The 19,414-nt window shown below is 62.5% G+C and carries 15 protein-coding genes; 13 read left to right on the top strand and 2 right to left on the bottom strand.

Annotation, left to right across the window (positions count from 1 at the left end; all coding sequences use genetic code 11):
* Position 1: 1 nt before the first annotated feature.
* The 7 genes from nuoL (at position 2) to ilvD (ending at position 11,003) form a co-directional block, all read left to right on the top strand.
* Complete coding sequence (gene nuoL / locus ACZYTC_RS07860) at positions 2-2,125, top strand: NADH-quinone oxidoreductase subunit L (RefSeq protein WP_488989250.1); 2,124 nt, start codon at positions 2-4, stop codon at positions 2,123-2,125.
* Positions 2,125-3,624, top strand: a complete 1,500-nt coding sequence (locus ACZYTC_RS07865; protein ID WP_434956620.1) for an NADH-quinone oxidoreductase subunit M — start codon at positions 2,125-2,127, stop codon at positions 3,622-3,624. Before nuoL ends, ACZYTC_RS07865 begins: the two co-directional genes overlap by 1 nt.
* A 14-nt stretch (positions 3,625-3,638) precedes the next feature.
* Entirely contained in the window at positions 3,639-5,069 is a 1,431-nt protein-coding gene (gene nuoN, locus ACZYTC_RS07870; RefSeq protein ID WP_434956619.1) for an NADH-quinone oxidoreductase subunit NuoN, read from the top strand.
* A gap of 13 nt (positions 5,070-5,082) precedes the next feature.
* Positions 5,083-5,838, top strand: a complete 756-nt coding sequence (locus ACZYTC_RS07875; protein WP_149255050.1) for a biotin--[acetyl-CoA-carboxylase] ligase — start codon at positions 5,083-5,085, stop codon at positions 5,836-5,838.
* A 287-nt stretch (positions 5,839-6,125) separates the two neighbouring features.
* The gene (locus ACZYTC_RS07880; protein WP_441771856.1) at positions 6,126-7,796 is read left to right on the top strand and encodes a ribonuclease J; all 1,671 of its coding nucleotides are present in this window, start codon (positions 6,126-6,128) and stop codon (positions 7,794-7,796) included.
* Positions 7,797-7,832: 36 nt separating this feature from the next.
* On the top strand, positions 7,833-9,029 hold the full coding sequence (locus ACZYTC_RS07885; protein ID WP_488989251.1) for a patatin-like phospholipase family protein: 1,197 nt from the start codon (positions 7,833-7,835) through the stop codon (positions 9,027-9,029).
* Positions 9,030-9,161: 132 nt separating this feature from the next.
* The gene (gene ilvD / locus ACZYTC_RS07890; protein ID WP_434956615.1) at positions 9,162-11,003 is read left to right on the top strand and encodes a dihydroxy-acid dehydratase; all 1,842 of its coding nucleotides are present in this window, start codon (positions 9,162-9,164) and stop codon (positions 11,001-11,003) included.
* A gap of 243 nt (positions 11,004-11,246) precedes the next feature.
* Here the strand turns inward: ilvD and ACZYTC_RS07895 are convergent, their stop codons facing one another.
* Positions 11,247-11,729: a GNAT family N-acetyltransferase gene (locus tag ACZYTC_RS07895; RefSeq protein WP_488989252.1), complete on the bottom strand. Its 483-nt coding sequence runs from the start codon at positions 11,727-11,729 to the stop codon at positions 11,247-11,249.
* 77 nt (positions 11,730-11,806) lie between these two features.
* A complete protein-coding gene (locus ACZYTC_RS07900; RefSeq protein ID WP_149255056.1) occupies positions 11,807-12,466 on the bottom strand; it encodes an alpha/beta hydrolase in 660 nt (219 codons plus the stop codon).
* A 350-nt stretch (positions 12,467-12,816) separates the two neighbouring features.
* Here ACZYTC_RS07900 and ACZYTC_RS07905 point away from each other — a divergent pair, with 350 nt between their 5' ends.
* The 6 genes from ACZYTC_RS07905 to ACZYTC_RS07930 all read left to right on the top strand — a co-directional run bounded on the left by ACZYTC_RS07905 (position 12,817) and on the right by ACZYTC_RS07930 (position 19,401).
* Complete coding sequence (locus ACZYTC_RS07905; RefSeq protein WP_488989253.1) at positions 12,817-13,992, top strand: cysteine desulfurase family protein; 1,176 nt, start codon at positions 12,817-12,819, stop codon at positions 13,990-13,992.
* A 54-nt stretch (positions 13,993-14,046) separates the two neighbouring features.
* Positions 14,047-15,519: a Fe-S cluster assembly protein SufB gene (sufB, locus tag ACZYTC_RS07910; protein WP_488989254.1), complete on the top strand. Its 1,473-nt coding sequence runs from the start codon at positions 14,047-14,049 to the stop codon at positions 15,517-15,519.
* Between the two features lie 54 nt (positions 15,520-15,573).
* Positions 15,574-16,320: a Fe-S cluster assembly ATPase SufC gene (gene sufC, locus ACZYTC_RS07915; protein WP_434956611.1), complete on the top strand. Its 747-nt coding sequence runs from the start codon at positions 15,574-15,576 to the stop codon at positions 16,318-16,320.
* A gap of 2 nt (positions 16,321-16,322) precedes the next feature.
* The gene (gene sufD / locus ACZYTC_RS07920) at positions 16,323-17,645 is read left to right on the top strand and encodes a Fe-S cluster assembly protein SufD (RefSeq protein ID WP_488989255.1); all 1,323 of its coding nucleotides are present in this window, start codon (positions 16,323-16,325) and stop codon (positions 17,643-17,645) included.
* A gap of 116 nt (positions 17,646-17,761) precedes the next feature.
* Positions 17,762-19,006 carry a cysteine desulfurase gene (locus ACZYTC_RS07925; RefSeq protein ID WP_434956609.1) on the top strand — a complete coding sequence of 415 codons (1,245 nt, stop codon included), beginning with the start codon at positions 17,762-17,764 and terminating at the stop codon, positions 19,004-19,006.
* 11 nt (positions 19,007-19,017) lie between these two features.
* A complete protein-coding gene (locus ACZYTC_RS07930) occupies positions 19,018-19,401 on the top strand; it encodes an SUF system Fe-S cluster assembly protein (RefSeq protein ID WP_434956608.1) in 384 nt (127 codons plus the stop codon).
* Positions 19,402-19,414 lie beyond the last annotated feature (13 nt).

Genomic DNA, 19,414 nt, shown 5'->3' on the forward strand with positions numbered 1-19,414 from the left:
CGTGTATAACGCAATTGTCTTCCTGCCGCTCCTCGGCTTCCTGATTGCCGGCATCGCCAACATGCTGACCTGGCGCCTGGCGCCGGCCGATGCCGCCGAGACCTCCGGACATGGTCATGACGACCACGGCCATGGCTCTCATGCTGCGCATGGACACGATGACCATGGCCATGATGCGCACGGTCATGACGATCATCACGCCGTCGAGGAATCTCCCCACTCCCCAGGCAAGATCCGCTTCGCCGAGTATCTGACGACGGGCCTGCTCTTCCTGTCCTGCATTTTGTCCTGGGTCGCTTTCATCAATGTCGGCTTCAACGGCGCCACCACCACGGTGCCGGTGCTCGACTGGATCCATGTCGGCAAGCTGCAGATCGACTGGGCCCTGCGCATCGATACGCTGACGGCGGTCATGCTGGTGGTGGTCACCACCGTGTCCTCGCTCGTCCACCTCTATTCCATCGGCTATATGGAAGAGGATCCCTCGCGGCCGCGCTTCTTCGCCTATCTGTCGCTGTTCACCTTCGCCATGCTGATGCTGGTGACCTCCGACAATCTGGTGCAGATGTTCTTCGGTTGGGAAGGCGTCGGTCTGGCCTCCTATCTGCTGATCGGCTTCTGGTACAAGAAGCCCTCGGCCAATGCAGCCGCCATCAAGGCCTTCGTGGTCAACCGCGTCGGCGACTTCGGCTTCTCGCTCGGCATCTTCGCGGTGTTCGTCATCTTCGGGCAGGTCGGCTTCGAGGGTATCTTCAAGGAAGCCGCCGGCAAGGCTGCTACCACCATCCACTTCCTCGGCTATACCCTGCCGGCTCTGGAAGTCGCCTGCTTCCTGTTGTTCATGGGCGCCATGGGCAAGTCGGCGCAGTTCCTGCTGCACACCTGGCTGCCGGACGCCATGGAAGGCCCGACGCCGGTCTCCGCGCTCATCCACGCCGCGACCATGGTCACGGCCGGCATCGTGATGGTGGCGCGCTTGTCGCCCCTGTTCCAGCATGCCCCTAATGCGCTGGCCTTCGTCACCTTTATCGGCGCTACCACGGCCTTCTTCGCCGCTACCGTGGGCCTCGTCCAGAACGACATCAAGCGCGTCATCGCCTATTCGACCTGTTCGCAGCTCGGCTACATGTTCGTGGCTCTGGGTGTCGGCGCCTACAATGTCGGCGTGTTCCACCTGTTCACGCACGCCTTCTTCAAGGCCTTGCTCTTCCTCGGTGCCGGTTCGGTGATCGTGGCGATGCATCACGAGCAGGACATGCGCAAGATGGGCGGCCTCAAGTCGAAGATTCCATGGACCTACGCGGCCATGATCATCGGCACGCTGGCGCTCACCGGTGTCGGCCTGCCCTTCACCCAGATCGGCTTCGCCGGCTTCAATTCCAAGGATGCCGTCATCGAGGCGGCCTGGGCCAGCTATGCCGAAAGCGGCCGCCTGATCCCGCTCTATGCCTTCTGGATGACGATCGTCGCCGCGCTGATGACCTCCTTCTATTCCTGGCGCCTGATCTTCATGACGTTCCACGGGCAGACCAGGGCTGATGCGCACACCTATGATCATGCGCATGAATCGCCGCTGCCGATGATGATCCCCCTCGCGGTGCTGTCTGTCGGCGCGGTGATCGCCGGCATGGCCTTCCACCATGCCTTCATCACCGAGGAAGGGCTGGAGCATTTCTGGCGCGAGGCGGTCTCGCTGGGCGAGGGCACCAAGATCCTGGAGGGCATGGAGCACGTTCCGGCGTTCGTGCATCTGGCGCCCTTCACCATGATGCTGATCGGCTTCCTGACGGCCTACTACATGTACATCGTCAAGCCGACGGTGCCGGCGGCGATCGCCGCCCGCAATCCGCTGCTCTACAACTTCCTGCTCAACAAGTGGTATTTCGACGAGCTCTATGACTGGGCCTTCGTTCGCCCGGCCAAGTGGCTCGGCCGCTTCCTGTGGAAGAAAGGCGACGGCGCCACCATCGACGGCCTCGGCCCGGATGGTGTTTCCGCCCGCGTCGTCGACGTCACCCGCGGCGTCGTCAAGCTGCAGACCGGCTATCTCTATCACTATGCCTTCGCCATGCTGATCGGCATTGCGGCCTTGTTCACCTGGTCCATGCTCGGAGGCACGCACTGATGTCCTGGCCGGTTCTTTCCGTTACGACCTTTCTGCCACTGGTCGGGGTGGTGCTGATGCTCGTGCTTCGGGGCGATCCCGAAGGCGTGAAACGCAATTCGCGCATCATCTCGCTGTGGACCACCATCGCGACCTTCGTCGTCTCGTTGCTGCCGCTGTTCGCCTTCGATCCGGCGAATACTAGCTTCCAATTCGTCGAGAACACCAACTGGCTCGGCGGCACCACGGGTGGCGCCATCAACTACCGCATGGGCGTCGATGGCATCTCGTTGCCCTTCGTCATCCTGACGACCTTCCTGATGCCATTCTGCATCCTCGCCTCCTGGCGTTCGATCCAGAACCGCGTGCGCGAATACATGATCGCCTTCCTCGTGCTGGAAACGCTGATGATCGGCGTGTTCTGTGCGCAGGACATCGTGCTGTTCTACCTGTTCTTCGAAGGCGGCCTGATCCCGATGTTCCTGATCATCGGCGTCTGGGGCGGGCAGCGGCGCATCTATGCCAGCTTTAAGTTCTTCCTCTACACGCTGCTCGGCTCGGTGCTGATGCTGATCGCCATCATGGCGATGTATTGGAACGCGGGCTCGTCGGACATCGCCGTGCTGCTCAAGCACCAGTTCCCGGCCCATATGCAGACCTATCTATGGCTGGCCTTCTTTGCCTCCTTCGCGGTGAAGATGCCGATGTGGCCGGTGCATACCTGGCTGCCTGACGCGCATGTTGAAGCGCCGACGGCGGGCTCGGTGATCCTGGCCGGCATCCTTCTGAAGATGGGTGGCTACGGCTTCATCCGCTTCTCGCTGCCGATGTTCCCTGCGGCCTCCGAATATTTCGCGCCGCTGGTGTTCACCCTCTCCGTCATCGCCATCGTCTACACCTCCCTGGTGGCGCTGATGCAGGAGGACATCAAGAAGCTGATCGCCTATTCGTCGGTCGCCCATATGGGCTTCGTCACCATGGGCCTGTTCTCGATGAACGAGCAGGGCGTGCAGGGGGCGATCTTCCAGATGATCTCGCATGGCATCGTCTCGGGCGCGCTCTTCCTCTGCGTCGGCGTGGTCTATGATCGCATGCATACCCGCGAGATCGCGGCCTATGGCGGCTTGGTCAATCGCATGCCCTGGTATGCGCTGGCGCTGATGGTCTTCACCATGGCCAATGTCGGCTTGCCCGGCACCTCAGGCTTCGTCGGCGAATTCCTCACGCTGGTGGGCGCCTTCTCGGCCAACACCTGGGTGGCCTTCTTCGCCACGCTGGGCGTGATCCTGTCGGCGGCCTATGCGCTCTGGCTCTATCGCCGGGTCGTCTATGGGGCGCTGGAGAAGCCGAGCCTGGCCGGCATCGCCGACCTGACGGGCCGGGAATTCATCATCCTGGCGCCCCTGGTTCTCCTCACGATCTATTTCGGTGTCTATCCTAAGCCGATCCTGAACATGAGCGAGGCTGCCGTCACCCATCTCATCCAGGCGGCGAAAGCTGCCAGCGTTGCGCTTAACTGATCCGAAGGCGAGCCATGTCTGCTTCTGAAATTGCAACGGCGCTTCCGGAGATCGTTCTGGTTCTCGGCGCTATCGCATTGTTGATGATCGGCGTCTTCTCGGCGCCCCGCGGCTACGGCCTCGTCACCACGCTCTCGGTGCTGCTGCTGGCGGTGGTCGTGGTGCTGGTGGCAATCAGCCATGACGGCAAGGCCTTCAACGGGTCCTTCACCGTCGACGCCTTCGCGCGCTTCACCAAGATCCTGGTGCTGATCGGATCGGGGGCGGCCATCCTGATGTCGGGCGACTTCCTGCGCTCGAGAGGCATCGAGAAGTTCGAATATCCGGTGATGATCCTGCTGGCCACCACCGGCATGTTGATGATGCTCTCGGCCAACGACCTCATCGCCCTCTATATCGGGCTCGAACTGCAGTCGCTCGCCCTCTATGTGATTGCCTCGATCCATCGCGACGATCTGAAGTCGACCGAAGCGGGCCTCAAATATTTCGTCCTCGGCGCCCTTTCCTCGGGCATGCTGCTCTATGGCGCCTCGCTGATTTATGGCTTTGCCGGTACGGTGTCGTTCACCGGTATCGCCACCGCCGTGCAGGGGCATGTCGGCCTCGGTCTGGTCTTCGGCATTGTCTTCCTGCTTGCCGGGCTGGCCTTCAAGATCTCCGCCGTGCCCTTCCACATGTGGACGCCCGACGTCTATGAGGGCGCTCCCACGCCTGTGACGACGCTGTTCGCCGGCGCGCCGAAGATCGCGGCCATGGGCTTGATGGTCCGCGTGATCATCACGTCTTTCCCCTCGGCGCTGGCGCAGTGGCAGCAGATCGTGGTGTTTATCGCGATCGCCTCGATGGCGCTTGGTTCCTTCGCCGCCATCGGCCAGAGCAATATCAAGCGACTGATGGCCTATTCCTCCATCGGCCATATGGGCTTTGCCCTGGTCGGCCTGGCGGCGGGCACTTCCGAGGGCGTTCAGGGCGTGCTGATCTATCTGGCGCTCTATCTTGCCATGACCCTCGGCACTTTCGCGGTGATCCTGTCGATGAAGCGCAAGGGCGTCTATGTCGAGAGCATCAGCGATCTTGCCGGCCTGTCGCGGACGGATACCTTAACGGCCTATGCCTTGGCGGCCCTGATGTTCTCCCTGGCCGGCATCCCGCCGCTCTCTGGCTTCTGGGCCAAGTGGTACGTCTTTGTCGCCGCCGTGCATCAGGGACTGTGGCCTCTGGCGATCCTCGGCGTGCTCTGCAGCGTGGTCGGCGCGTTCTATTATCTGCGCGTCATCAAGCTGATGTTCTTCGACGAGCCAGCCGAGGCCTTCGAGCCGATGCCGGTGACACTGCGTGCCGTGTTGGTGCTCGCCACCATCGTGACCGTATTCTTCATCGTCTGGCCGACGTTGATCACCGGCCCGGCCGCGACGGCCGCAGCCCTCGTCGCGGCTGCGGGCTGATGCTTTCGAGGCGATGAAACTCGGGGCAGGAGCACAGGCGGCAGGCTTCCGTCATCTACACTTCGACAGCATTGGCTCAACCAATGCCGAAGCGCTGGAACGTGGCCAGGACCGTCTGTGGGTGACTGCCGGCGAGCAGGTAGCAGGCAAGGGGCGGCGCGGCCGCCCCTGGAGTTCGCCAAGAGGCAATCTTTATGCTTCGCTCCTGCTGGTCGATCCGGCTGAACCGAGGCGGGCGGCGGATCTGTGCTTCGTCGCCGCGCTGGCGCTGAGTGATGCCGTGTTGTCAACGGCCCCTCGGGCGGCTCCGGCCCTGGCGTTGAAATGGCCCAATGACGTACTGATCGGCGGGGCCAAGGTGTCCGGCATCCTGGTCGAAGGTGCCCATGCCGGCGGCGGCTTTTCGGCGGTCATCGGCTGCGGCGTCAATATCGCCAGCCATCCGGATGGCACGCCTTATCCTGCCACGCATCTGGCCATGACCGATGCGACCGTCAATGTGGTGAATTTCTTTGCTGCCTTGACGGATGGCTTCGCCCGACGCCTGGAGCAATGGCAGCGGGGCCTCGGCTTTGCGACGATACGGGAAGCATGGCTGGAACGTGCCGCAGGTCTCGGGCGCAGGATCGTGGTGCGGCTGCCCTCTGGTGACATAGACGGCGTATTCGAGGCCTTGGATGCGGAAGGGGTCCTGATCCTGCGCGACGATTCCGGCGCGCGTCGGGAAATTTCCGCAGGCGAGATCTTCTTTCCGGGCCTGCTTTCTTGAGCAAAGCGCGTCTGGAGCATCGTGCCGAAAGGTGGGCGCCGGTCTTCGGCGAAAACGATGCGGCGACAACGACCAGCAGCATCAGGAGCGCTTCCGACATCGGGTCCGATGCTGTAAACGGAAACCCTCTTTTGCTCGAACTCCCTGGTTCGACGCGTTTTTGCGATTCTTGGCGATTCCGCCAAGCTGCAAAACGCTTTAATTCATCCGATTCATGAACATGTCGGTTGCCACGCTTGTAGCCGGTTATGAAACAGTGGCGCGTTCGCGCCCGTAAGGAACCTGATATGGCACGCGACACCACCGATCTTGTCTTCTGCGCCCTGGGCGGCATCGGCGAGATCGGCATGAACATGGCTCTCTATGGCTATGGACCGGCCAACAAACGCCAATGGCTGATGGTCGATTGCGGCGTATCGTTTGCCGATGACAATTTGCCCGGCGTCGATCTCGTCATGCCCGACACGCGCTTTATCGAAGGCCAGCGCAAGAACCTGACTGGCATTGTGATCACCCATGCGCATGAGGACCATTTCGGCGCGCTCATTCACCTGGCACCCAAGCTGCAGGTGCCGATCTACGCCACCAGGTTCACGGCAGCCCTGCTGGAAGCCAAGCGCCTGCATGATCCGGATGCCCCCAAGCTCGACGTGCGCATCATCCCGTCCCAGGCCCGTTTCACCTTGGGTCCGTTCGACATCGAATTGATCAATGTCGCTCATTCCATTCCGGAATCGAACGCGCTGGCCATCCGCACGCCGGCGGGCATGGTCATCCATACCGGCGACTGGAAGATCGACGAGACGCCGGTGATCCCGCCCCGCACCGATTCCGAACGCCTGAAGGCGCTGGGCGACGAGGGCGTGCTGGCACTGATCTGCGATTCCACCAATGCGATCCGCGAGGGACGCTCGCCTTCCGAGCGTGACGTCGCCAAGAGCCTTGGGGAAATCATCGCCGCCAAGAAGGGCAGGGTGGCGGTGACCACCTTCGCCTCCAATGTCGGGCGCATCCGCTCGATCGCCGAAGCCGCCATGCAGAATGACCGCAGCGTGGTGCTTGTCGGCCGGGCGATGGAACGGGTCTGCCAGGTTGCACGCGAATGTGGCTTGCTCGACGGCATTCCCGATTTCCTCAGCCCGGAAAGCTATGGCTTCCTGCCGCGCGAGAAGGTGGTGGCCGTGCTGACCGGCAGTCAGGGTGAACCGCGCGCCGCGCTGGCGCGTATCGCCCGCAGCGAACACCCCGAGGTCACCCTGGCCAAGGGCGATACGGTAATTTTCTCCTCGCGCACCATTCCGGGCAATGAGAAGGCTGTCGGCAACATCATCAATGGCTTGGTACGGCAGGGCGCGGAAATCGTGACCGATCGCAACCAACTCGTGCATGTCTCGGGCCATCCCCGCCGTGGCGAACTCACGGACATGTATCAATGGACCCGGCCGAAGATCGCCATCCCCGTCCATGGCGAGGCCTGGCACCTCGCCGAGCACGCCGACCTTGCCCGCTCGCTCGGGGTGCCCGAGGTCGTTGCCGCCGGTGACGGCCAGATCATCGCGCTGCGGGAGGGCGGCACCCAGGTGGTGGACGAGGCACCGACCGGCCGCATCTGCCTCGATGGTGATGTGCTGATCAATGCGGCGGAGGAAACCATCCCCCAGCGGCGGCGTCTGTCCTGGTCCGGCGCCGTCTCGATCGCCCTGGCGCTGTCGGAGAAGGGCGAGATCGTCAACGAGCCCGATGTGAAGTTTTCGGGTCTGCCGCTGCGCATCGGCGATGGGCGCTTGATGGACGAGGTCATTGCCGAGGCGGCCCTGCAGGTGCTCGAGAGCCTGCCCAAGCCGAAGCGGCGTGATCCGGACGCGGTGGAACTGGCGGTCGAGCGCGCCGTGCGTTCGGCCGTGAACGGGGTATGGGGCAAGAAGCCCGTCTGTCATGTGATCGTGCTGGTGGTCTGATAGGCGGCTTGGCAGCCACAGAATGGACCTTGCCCCGTGACCGCTACAGACCGAAGCAGCAGCAAGACACGCCGTACCCGCAAGCCGGAGGAGCCGGAAGAAGGCCATAACGGTTTCGAGCGTGTCGCGCTGCTGCTGCAAGGCGGCGGTGCGCTCGGGGCCTATCAGGCCGGCGCCTACCAGGCTCTCGAAGAAGGGGGCGTTCAGCCCAACTGGATCGCCGGCATTTCCATCGGCGCTATCAACGCGGCCCTTATCGCGGGCAATGCCCCCGGCAAGCGTGTCGCCCAATTGCGCCGCTTTTGGGAGATGGTGAGCGATCCGCCCTTCGAGCCGGCCCTCGAATGGATCCGCCTGTTCGCCCGGGAGGGTGACCGCCAGCACAAGCTGGTGAACCAGTTCCAGGCCGGCCAGGTTCTGCTGAAGGGGGCGCCGAAATTCTTCGAGCCTCGCTTTCCGCCGCCTTACCTGATGCCACCCGGCTCGGCCGGCGCCACCAGCTTCTATGACACCGCGCCTTTGAAGCAGACTTTGCTGGAGCTGATCGATTTCGAGCGGCTCAACAGCGGCGAGACCCGCTTTGCGGTCGGCGCCGTCAACATCGCCAGCGGCAACTTCGCCTATTTCGACAATGGCAACGGCACCGCCCGCCTCACGCCGGAACATATCATGGCAAGCGGGGCGCTGCCGCCCGGCTTTCCCCCGATCGAGATCGACGGGCAGTTTTATTGGGATGGCGGATTGGTCTCGAACACGCCGCTGCAATGGATCCTGGAGCGGCAGGACCTCGATACGCTCGCGTTCCAGGTCGATCTATGGAACGCCCGCGGCGACATTCCCACGGACATGGCCGAGGTCGAGGTCCGGCAAAAGGAGATCCAGTATTCCAGCCGCACCCGTGCAGCCACGACCCGTGCTCGCGACTATCAGCGCCTGCGCGGCGCCCTCAAGCGCATCCTGGCAAAGCTGCCGGAGGATTTCGGCCAGGAGGAGGACGTCGGGTTGCTGAGCAAGGCCGTCGAGCGCAAGAGCTGCAACGTGGTGCAACTGATCTATCGCGCCCAGAAATATGAAGGGGCCAGCAAGGATTACGATTTCTCGCGCCTGATGATGGAGGAGCACTGGGCTGCGGGCTATGAGGATGCCAGGCGGGCGCTTGCCCACCCGGTGATCTTTCGCAAAGCCCGCAATGCCGAAGCTTTTGCCAGCTACGATTTCGGCCGGGGAGCGTGAAGCCCTTCCTCAGATCGCCATGGCAGCCAGCAGGAATTCCGTCGGTCCATGAACTGCGGCTTGCCATTATCGGTTCGGCGGCTCATATACGATCGCTTCCCCGCCTGATTTAACGAACGCACAGAGACGCCGATGCCCGCCTATCGTTCCCGTACCACTACCCATGGCCGCAACATGGCCGGTGCCCGTGGCCTCTGGCGCGCCACCGGCATGAAGGACGGGGATTTTGGCAAGCCGATCATCGCGGTCGTCAACTCCTTCACCCAATTCGTGCCCGGCCATGTCCATCTCAAGGACCTCGGCCAATTGGTGGCGCGCGAGATCGAGCAGGCCGGCGGCGTTGCCAAGGAGTTCAACACCATCGCGGTGGATGACGGCATCGCCATGGGCCATGACGGCATGCTTTACAGTCTGCCTTCGCGCGAACTGATCGCCGACAGCGTGGAATATATGGTCAATGCCCATTGCGCCGACGCGATGGTGTGCATCTCCAATTGCGACAAGATCACGCCCGGCATGCTGATGGCCTCGCTGCGCCTCAACATTCCCACGGTCTTCGTGTCGGGCGGCCCGATGGAAGCCGGCAAGGTCGTCCTGGGCGGCAAGACCAAGGCGCTCGATCTCGTCGACGCCATGGTCGCTGCGGCCGACGACAAGGTCTCCGACGAGGATGTGAAGGCAATCGAGCGCTCGGCCTGCCCGACCTGCGGCTCCTGCTCGGGCATGTTCACCGCCAATTCGATGAACTGTCTCACCGAAGCCCTTGGCCTGTCGCTGCCCGGCAACGGCTCGACCCTGGCCACCCACGCTGACCGCAAACGTCTCTTCGTCGAGGCAGGCCATCTCATTGTCGATCTCGCGCGTCGCTACTATGAGCAGAACGACGAAAGCGTGCTGCCGCGCCAGGTCGCCAGTTTCGGCGCTTTCGAGAATGCCATGACGCTCGATATAGCCATGGGTGGCTCGACCAACACGGTGCTGCATATTCTGGCTGCCGCCCATGAAGGCGAGATTGCCTTCACCATGGACGATATCGACCGGCTGTCGCGCCATGTGCCGGTGCTCTGCAAGGTCGCCCCGGCCGTCAGCCACGTTCATATGGAGGACGTTCACCGTGCCGGCGGCATCATGGGCATTCTCGGCGAGCTCGACCGCGCCGGCCTGATCAACCGCGACCTGCCGACCGTGCATTCGGCCAGCCTGGCGGAAGCCTTGGACCGTTGGGACGTCGTGCGCACCAAGAGCGAGAGCGTGCGCGAGTTCTTCAAGGCCGCGCCGGGCGGCGTGCCGACCCAGGTCGCCTTCAGCCAGGACCGGCGCTGGGACGATGTCGATCTTGACCGCGAGAAGGGCGTGATCCGCTCGGCCGAGCATGCCTATTCCAAGGATGGCGGCCTGGCCGTGCTGAAGGGCAATCTCGCTCTCGACGGCTGCATCGTGAAGACCGCCGGCGTCGACGAATCCATCCTGAAATTCGCCGGGCCAGCCGTGGTGTTCGAAAGCCAGGACGCGGCGGTCGACGGCATTCTCAACGGCAAGGTCAAGGCCGGCGATGTCGTCGTCATCCGTTATGAGGGGCCGCGCGGCGGCCCGGGCATGCAGGAGATGCTGTATCCGACCAGCTATCTGAAGTCGAAGGGCCTGGGCAAGGCCTGCGCCCTGATCACCGATGGGCGCTTCTCGGGCGGCACCTCGGGCCTGTCGATCGGGCATGCCTCTCCGGAAGCGGAAGAGGGCGGCACTATCGGCCTCGTCGAGCCGGGCGATCGCATCGAGATCGACATTCCCAACCGCACCATCGTGCTGGCCGTGCCGGATGACGAGCTCGATCGTCGGCGCGCCGCCAAGGGAGCCGCGCCCTGGCGTCCGGCCGCGCCGCGCAAGCGCAAGGTCACCACAGCGCTGCGCGCCTACGCCGCCATGGCCACCAGCGCCGCCAAGGGCGCTGTCAGGCAGGTGCCCGATTTCGATTGACGCCGGTCTGCTGGTCTTAGAGCCTGACTCAAAATTCACAACGAGACCGAGAAGAACTCCACTTTTGTCATACCCGGGCTTGTCCCGGGTATCCAGACACCGCATCTTATCGAGATTGATGGCCCCTAGATCACCGGGACAAGCCCGGTGATGACAAAAGTTGAGGTTCCCGCGACTCGTCGGTCCGATTCTTAATGACCGGCATATTCTGGGAATCGCAGGCATCTCAAGAAGAGGCTGTTGTCAGCCCTGTTTCGCCAGCGCTTCCAGCGCTTCGCCGGTCAACCGGCAGCCGATCCATTCCTTGCGCAGCACGGCGCCCTGTCTTTCATAAAAGCCGATGGCAGGCTCGTTCCAGTCGAGCACAGACCATTCGAGGCGGCCTAACTCCTCGCTGACGCAACGCTTGGCGAGATGGCCGAGCAGGGCCTGGCCGATGCCGTGGCCGCGATAGGCATCACGGACGAACAAATCTTCGAGATAGATGCCGTGGCGGCCGAGGAAGGTCGAGTAACTGTAGAACCACAGGGCGAAGCCGGCCGTCTCGCCCTGCCATTCCGCGATCTCGCAGAAGACGCGTGGATTGGTGGCGAATAGACTGGCCTGGATGTCGGCTTCGGTGGCGATCGCCTCGTGTTCGAGCTTCTCATAGAGCGCCAAGCCGCGGATCAGATCCAACACTGTTGCGGTATCGGCCGGTTCGGCGCGGCGGGTGATCAGGGACATTGTCGTGCTCCAACAAAAAAAGCCCGCCATGGAAGGCGGGCTGGCTGTGTTGCCTGGAACCAAGATTTCGACGCGGATCAGGCCGCGTCGATGTCGTTCAGCCCGAGGCGCTTATCGAGATAGGACGAGCAGGAAGCGATCAACTCGTCCGTCTTGTTGTCGAAGAAGTGATTGGCGCCGGCAATGACCGATTGTTCGATGACGATGCCCTTCTGCGTCTTCAGCTTGGAGACCAGTGTCTCGACATCCTTGAGCGGCGCGACGCGATCGGCGTCGCCATGGACGATCAGACCGGAGGACGGGCAGGGGGCGAGAAAGGAGAAGTCGAAGCGGTTGGCCGGTGGTGCCACCGAGATGAAGCCCTCGATCTCCGGGCGGCGCATCAGGAGCTGCATGCCGATCCAGGCGCCGAAGGAGACGCCGGCGATCCAGCAGGATTTGGCTTCCGGCGTCACCGCCTGGACCCAGTCGAGGGCGGAAGCTGCATCGGAGAGTTCGCCCGCGCCATGATCGAAGGAGCCCTGGCTACGGCCGACGCCGCGGAAGTTGAAGCGCAAGGCCGAAAAACCCCGCTGCACGAAGGCGTAGAACAGATCGTAGACGATCTTGTTGTTCATCGTCCCGCCGAACTGCGGATGCGGATGCAGGACGATCGCAATGGGGGCTCCGCGTTGCTTGGACGGCTGGAAGCGGCCTTCGATGCGGCCTGCCGGGCCGGTGAACGTAACTTCGGGCATATATTGAGTTGCCTTTTTCGTGTGCCAGAGCAGAATTTGGTTGATCGGAACGGCTTCCGGCCAATCAAATTCTGCTAGAACTTTCAAACCCTGCTCGGGACCCGCGCTCCGGCTCCGATGACTGGCCTTGACGGCTGAGGTCGGCAGGAGTAGAACTTTAGAATAATTCTAATGACTTAGAATAATTCTAAAGTAGCTCGTCGCTGCTACGCGATGCGCTCCGATCCATGCGCCGATAAGGACGCATTGCACCCAGCCCGCGTTCGGGTAGCGCTTCTTAACACGAAGAGCAGGGCGTTTTGCAAGCTTTTCCGCATTGGTGGAGCGGTAGAACAACGGATTTTTGGGGTTTGACCAGGTCGCGCACCTATCTGGACCACAATGCAACCACGCCGTTGCGGCAGGAGGCTCGCGTCGCCTTGCTGTCGGCACTGGAGCTTTGCGGTGCGCCGTCTTCCGTTCACGCGGATGGCCGTGCGGCACGCAAGCTGGTCGAGTCGGCCCGGCATGAGGTTGCCGATCTCATCGGTGCCTTGGCCAAGAACGTGGTTTTTTGCGCCTCCGCCACCGAAGCCAACAATCTGGCCCTCAATCTCGACTGGCAGCGGCCCGGTCAGCCCTCTCTTCGACGCATGGCTGTGTCCAACGTGGAGCATGCCAGCGTGACCAATGGCGCCCATCCGCAGAATGCCGATATCGCCTTGTTGCCAGTGGATGGAAACGGGGTGCTCGACCTCGATGCCCTCGATGCCCTGTTGAACGAATGGCGCGCGAGGGGAGAGACCGGTCTTGTTTCGGTGATGCTGGCCAACAATGAAACCGGTGTGGTGCAGCCGGTGGAGGAGATCGCAGCGCGCGTTCACGCGGCCGGCAGCCTGTTTCATTGCGACGCTGCGCAGGCAGCGGGGAAGATATCGTGTCTGATCAATGAGATTGGAGCCGACCTTCTAACGATTTCGAGCCACAAGCTCGGTGGGCCGCTCGGTGCTGGCGCTCTGGTTCTGGGTAGCGATGGCCTGCATCAGCCTAACCCCCTTATCCGTGGCGGTGGCCAGGAAAAGGGACTGCGGGCCGGCACCGAGAACGTGCCGGCGCTGGCCGGTTTCGGCGCGGCGGCACGTGCCGCCGCACGGGATCTTGCGGCCTATGCCGAGAGAAGCCTCGCTCTGCGCTCGATGCTGGAGACGGCATTGCGCGAAGCGTCGCCGGACGTGGTCGTGTTTGGCGAGGGAGTACCGCGCCTGCCCAACACGCTCAATGTGGCCGAGCCGGGGATGGCGGCGGAAACGTCATTGATCGCATTGGATCTTGAGGGTATTTCCGTCTCCTCGGGATCTGCCTGTTCATCGGGCAAGGTGAAGGTCAGCCATGTGCTGACCGCGATGGGCGTGGCGCCGGCGCTGGCCGGTTGCGCCTTGCGCGTGTCGCTGGGACGGGAAACCACAGTCCAAGAGATCGAGTTTTTCATCGCGGCCTGGAAAAGGCTGCGCAAGAACTTACATGACAGAAAGCATCGGGCCGCATAAAGCCCTGTTCGATCTGTAAAATTTGTCGCTTTCGGGCGGCACCAGGAGACCAACATGCCTGCAGTCCAGGAAACCGTCGAACAGGTCCGGGCGATCGACGTCGACCAGTATAAATATGGCTTCGTCACGGACATCGAGATGGAGCTTGCACCCAAGGGCCTGTCCGAAGAGATCGTGCGCTACATCTCGGCCAAGAAGGGCGAGCCGGATTGGATGACCGAATGGCGTCTCGACGCCTACAGGCGCTGGATCACCATGCAGGAGCCGACCTGGGCGCGCGTGGAATATCAGCCGATCGATTTCCAGGATCTCTATTATTACGCGGCACCCAAGAAGAACGCCGCGCTGACCTCGCTCGACGAGATCGATCCGGCCATTCTCAAGACCTATGAGAAGCTCGGCATTCCCCTGCGCGAAGTCGAGATCCTCGAAGGCGTGGCGCCGGCCAACCGCATCGCCGTCGACGCGGTGTTCGACTCTGTCTCCGTCGTCACCACCTTCAAGGACGAATTGAAGAAGGCCGGCGTGATCTTCTGCTCGATCTCCGAGGCGCTACGTGAGCATCCGGATCTGGTGAGGAAGTATCTCGGTACCGTGGTGCCGACCACCGACAACTTCTACGCGACGCTCAACTCGGCCGTGTTCTCGGACGGTTCCTTCGTCTATGTGCCGCCGGGCGTGCGCTGTCCGATGGAACTGTCGACCTATTTCCGTATCAACGAGGAAAAGACCGGCCAGTTCGAGCGCACCCTGATCATTGCCGACAAGGGCGCCTATGTTTCCTATCTCGAAGGCTGCACGGCGCCCCGTCGCGACGAGAACCAGCTCCATGCCGCCGTGGTCGAACTGATCGCGCTCGATGACGCCGAGATCAAATATTCCACGGTGCAGAACTGGTATCCGGGCGACTCCGAGGGCAAGGGCGGCATCTACAATTTCGTTACCAAGCGTGGCGATTGCCGCGGCGCGCGCTCGAAGATCTCGTGGACTCAGGTCGAGACCGGTTCGGCCATCACCTGGAAATATCCGTCCTGCATCCTGCGCGGCGAAGGTTCCCAGGGCGAGTTCTACTCGATTGCGGTGTCGAATGGCCGCCAGCAGGTCGACAGCGGCACCAAGATGATTCATCTGGGCAAGAACACCAAAAGCCGGATCATCTCCAAGGGCATTTCGGCCGGCCACTCCAACAACACCTATCGCGGCCTGGTCTCGGCCCATCGCAAGGCAACCGGCGCCCGCAACTTCACCAATTGCGACTCGCTGCTGATCGGGGAGCACTGCGGGGCGCATACCGTGCCCTATATCGAGTCGAAGAACTCGACGGCGGTGTTCGAGCATGAGGCCACCACCTCGAAGATCTCGGACGACCAGCTGTTCTACTGCCTCCAGCGCGGCCTGTCGGCCGAAGAGGCGACGGCGCTGATCGTCAACGGCTTCGTCAAGGACGTGCTGCAGCATCTGCCGATGGAATTCGCGGTCGAAGCGCAGAAGCTCATCTCCATCAGCCTCGAAGGCAGCGTCGGCTGATCCGGCGCGCCAGTCTTTTCACGCTCCGGCGTTACTATTTCTAGGAACTTTACGATGCTCGAAATCAAGAACCTCCATGCCGAAATCGACGGCAAGCCGATTATCCAGGGCCTGAGCCTCAAGGTGGCAGACGGCGAAGTCGCGGCCATCATGGGTCCGAACGGCTCAGGCAAGTCGACACTGTCCTATATTCTGGCCGGCAAGGAGGATTACGAGGTCACCGCGGGTGAGATTCTGCTCGACGGCGAGAACATTCTCGAAGTTCCGGTCGAGGAGCGCGCGGCTCGCGGCGTCTTCCTGGCCTTTCAGTATCCGCTCGAAATTCCCGGCGTCGCCACCATGACCTTCCTGAAGGCGGCCTTGAACGCCCAGCGTAAGGCGCGCGGCGAAGCCGAGCTCACCACGCCCGATTTCATCAAACGGGTGAACAGCGCTGCCGATGAGCTTAAGATTGCGAAGGAAATGCTGCGTCGTGCCTTCAATGTCGGCTTCTCCGGTGGTGAGAAGAAGCGCATGGAGATCCTGCAGATGGCATTGCTGCAGCCCAGCCTTGCCGTGCTCGACGAGACCGATTCCGGCCTGGACATCGACGCGCTGCGCATCGTGGCCGATGGTGTGAACGCGCTGCGTTCGCCCAAGCGTTCCTTCATCGTCATCACCCATTATCAGCGCCTGCTCAACCACATCGTTCCCGACAGCGTCCACGTCCTCTCCAAGGGCCGCATCGTGAAGTCAGGCGGCAAGGAATTGGCGCTCGAGCTCGAAGCCAACGGCTATCGCGACTACGAGGAAGCTGCGTAACCATGGCCAATATCGTTGCTGTGAAGACTTCGGCCGAGACGGCTCTGGACGAGGCGTTCGGCGGCCTGCGCGAGGCGCTGCCGGGCGCCGGCGCCGTGCGCGGCCTGCGCGAAGGGGCGATTGCCCGCTTTCGCGAAAGCGGCCTGCCGCACCGCCGGGTCGAGGAATGGAAATATACCGACCTGCGTACCCTGATGCGCGACGCCAACCCTGTCGCGACCAGTCCGCAAGGAATGCCCAACGCGGGCGGCAAGGCCGAGGATTTCCTCGCCGGGCTCGATCATATTCGCCTGGTTGTGGTGGATGGTGCCTTTTCGCCGGCGCTGTCGAACATTGCGGCGCTGCCGGCCGGACTGAGGGTGATTTCTCTGGCCGAGGCACTGGCCTCGACGGACGAGAAACTCGTCGCCGATCTCAGTGCCGGCGCGCCCAATAACGCCGTGCTCGACCTCAACACCGCCTTCATGAGCGACGGCGTGGTGGTCAGCGTCGAAGCGGGTATCGAGATCGGCTTGCCCGTTGCGATCGAAACCCGTCACACCGGAACGGTTCCTCAGGCGACCTTCACCCGTTCCCTCGTGGCTCTGGGAGCCGGCGCCAGGCTGACGCTGATCGACAGCTACGAGGGGCCCGAGGGCGTCGCCCATCAGACCAATGCCGCCCTCGCCGTGAAGTTGGGCGATGGCGCGCAGTTGCAACGCATCAGCTTCCAGGTGCAAAGCCTTGAAGCACAGCATATTTCCACGGTTCTAGCCTCTCTTGGCAAGGAAGCCCTGCTGCAGAGCTTTGCGCTGGAGGCGGGGGCTGCCGTGGCGCGCAACCAGCTCTTCGTCACTTATGAAGGCGATAATGCCAAAATTCTGCTGTCGGGCGCAACGCTGCTGGCCGGCAGCCGCCATGCCGACACCACTTTGGTGGTGGATCATACCGCGCTGGGTGGCGAGAGCCGTGAGCTCTTCCACGCCGTGATCGACGACGAGGCTCGTTCGGTGTTCCAGGGCAAGATCGTGGTCCGCCCCGGTGCGCAGAAGACCGACGGGCGCATGATGAGCCGCTCGCTGCTACTGTCGGAAACGGCCGAGGCCGATGCCAAGCCGGAACTCGAGATCTTCGCCGACGACGTCGTATGCGCCCACGGCGCGACCTGCGGCGCCCTCGACGAGGATCTGCTGTTCTACTGCAAGGCCCGTGGCATCCCGCAGAAGGAGGCCGAGGCCATCCTGGTGCAGGCTTTCGTCGGCGAGGCCATCGAGACAGTGGAGAACGAGGAACTGCGCGAGCGGCTCAACGCCCTCACGCTGGCCTGGCTCGAAAAGCGGGTCTGAGGGAGTGGCGGCCTCTGGCCGCCATCCCAGAATTGCGATTGATGGGGTTGGTGGTCCCGCCATCTCGGCATGCCGAATTGGCTTGAGACCGCCACTCCGAGCGAAGGAATGGGAATGTGAACAAGCCCGTCGCCGCACTTCCTTATGACCTGACCAAGGTCCGCGCCGACTTTCCGGCCCTGTCCCTGCAGGTCCACGGCAAGCCGCTGGTCTATCTCGACAACGGTGCCTCCGCGCAGAAGCCTCAGGCGGTGCTCGATCGTATGATGCATGCTTACACGCATGAATATGCGAATGTTCACAGAGGTTTGCACTATCTTGCGAATGCGGCGACCGAGGCGTACGAGGCCGGTCGTGAGAGCGTACGCAAGTTCCTCAACGCTCCTTCGATCGAGCAGATCATCTTCTCGCGCTCGGCAACGGAATCGCTCAACCTCGTAGCCGCCTCCATGGGGCGCCTGCTCGAGATCGGTGAGGGCGACGAGATCGTGCTTTCCATCATGGAGCACCATTCCAACATCGTGCCGTGGCACTTCCATCGCGAGCGCGCCGGCGCCGTATTGAAATGGGCGCCGATCCGGGACGACGGTTCCTTCGATCTGGAAGCCTTTGAAAAGCTGCTGGGTCCGCGCACCAAGATGGTGGCTGTAACCCATATGTCGAACGTGCTCGGCACTGTGACGCCGCTTAAGGAAATCGTCGCGCTGGCCCATGCCCGCGGCATTCCGGTGCTGGCCGATGGCAGCCAGGGCGCCGTGCATCTCGACGTCGACGTTCAGGATCTCGACGTCGATTTCTACGCTTTTACCGGCCACAAGGTCTATGGGCCCACCGGTATCGGCGTGCTCTACGGCAAGAAGGATTGGCTGGAGAAGATGCCTCCCTTCAACGGTGGCGGCGAGATGATCGGCGAGGTGACGGAGGACCGCATCACCTATGCCACGCCGCCGCACCGTTTCGAGGCCGGCACGCCGCCGATCGTGCAGGCGATCGGCCTGGGCGCGGCGCTGGACTACATGATGGCCCTCGGCCGTGATAACATCCGGGCTCACGAGGAAAAGCTCCAACATTATGCCCAGGAGCGCCTTTCCAAGCTCAATTCGATCCGGATCTTCGGTGAAGCGCCGGGCAAGGGCGCTATCGTGTCCTTCGAACTGAAGAATGCCCATGCGCATGACGTCGCGACCGTGCTGGATCGTTATGGTATTGCTGTGCGCGCGGGAACACATTGCGCTCAGCCGCTTTTGGCGCGATATGGCGTAACCTCGACCTGCCGCGCATCCTTCGGGCTTTACAATACGCTCGACGAGGTAGATGCACTGGTCGAGGCGCTGATCAAGGCGCAGAGCTTTTTTGCATGACGGAGGCAGTGATGGCCGACGGAAATCTGGCCGAGACGCGGCCCAATGAACCGGCGGTCGCAGGGGCGACTGCCTTGCCGCCGGAAGAGATCGATCGGTTGACCGATGCGATCGTGGCGGCGCTCAAGACCGTTTACGATCCAGAAATCCCGGCCGATATCTACGAACTTGGCCTGATCTACCGCGTCGAGATTGCCGATGACCGCAAGGTGAGCATCGACATGACGCTGACCGCGCCTGGCTGTCCGGTCGCGGGCGAAATGCCCGGCTGGGTGGAAAATGCCGTGGCGAGCGTGCCGGGTGTCGCCGAGGTCCAGGTGAAGATGGTGTTCGACCCGCCGTGGGATCAGTCACGCATGTCCGATGAAGCGCGGGTTGCGCTGGATATGTGGTGAGAGCAGCTATTTC

The sequence above is a fragment of the Labrys sp. F242 genome (assembly GCF_057813875.1).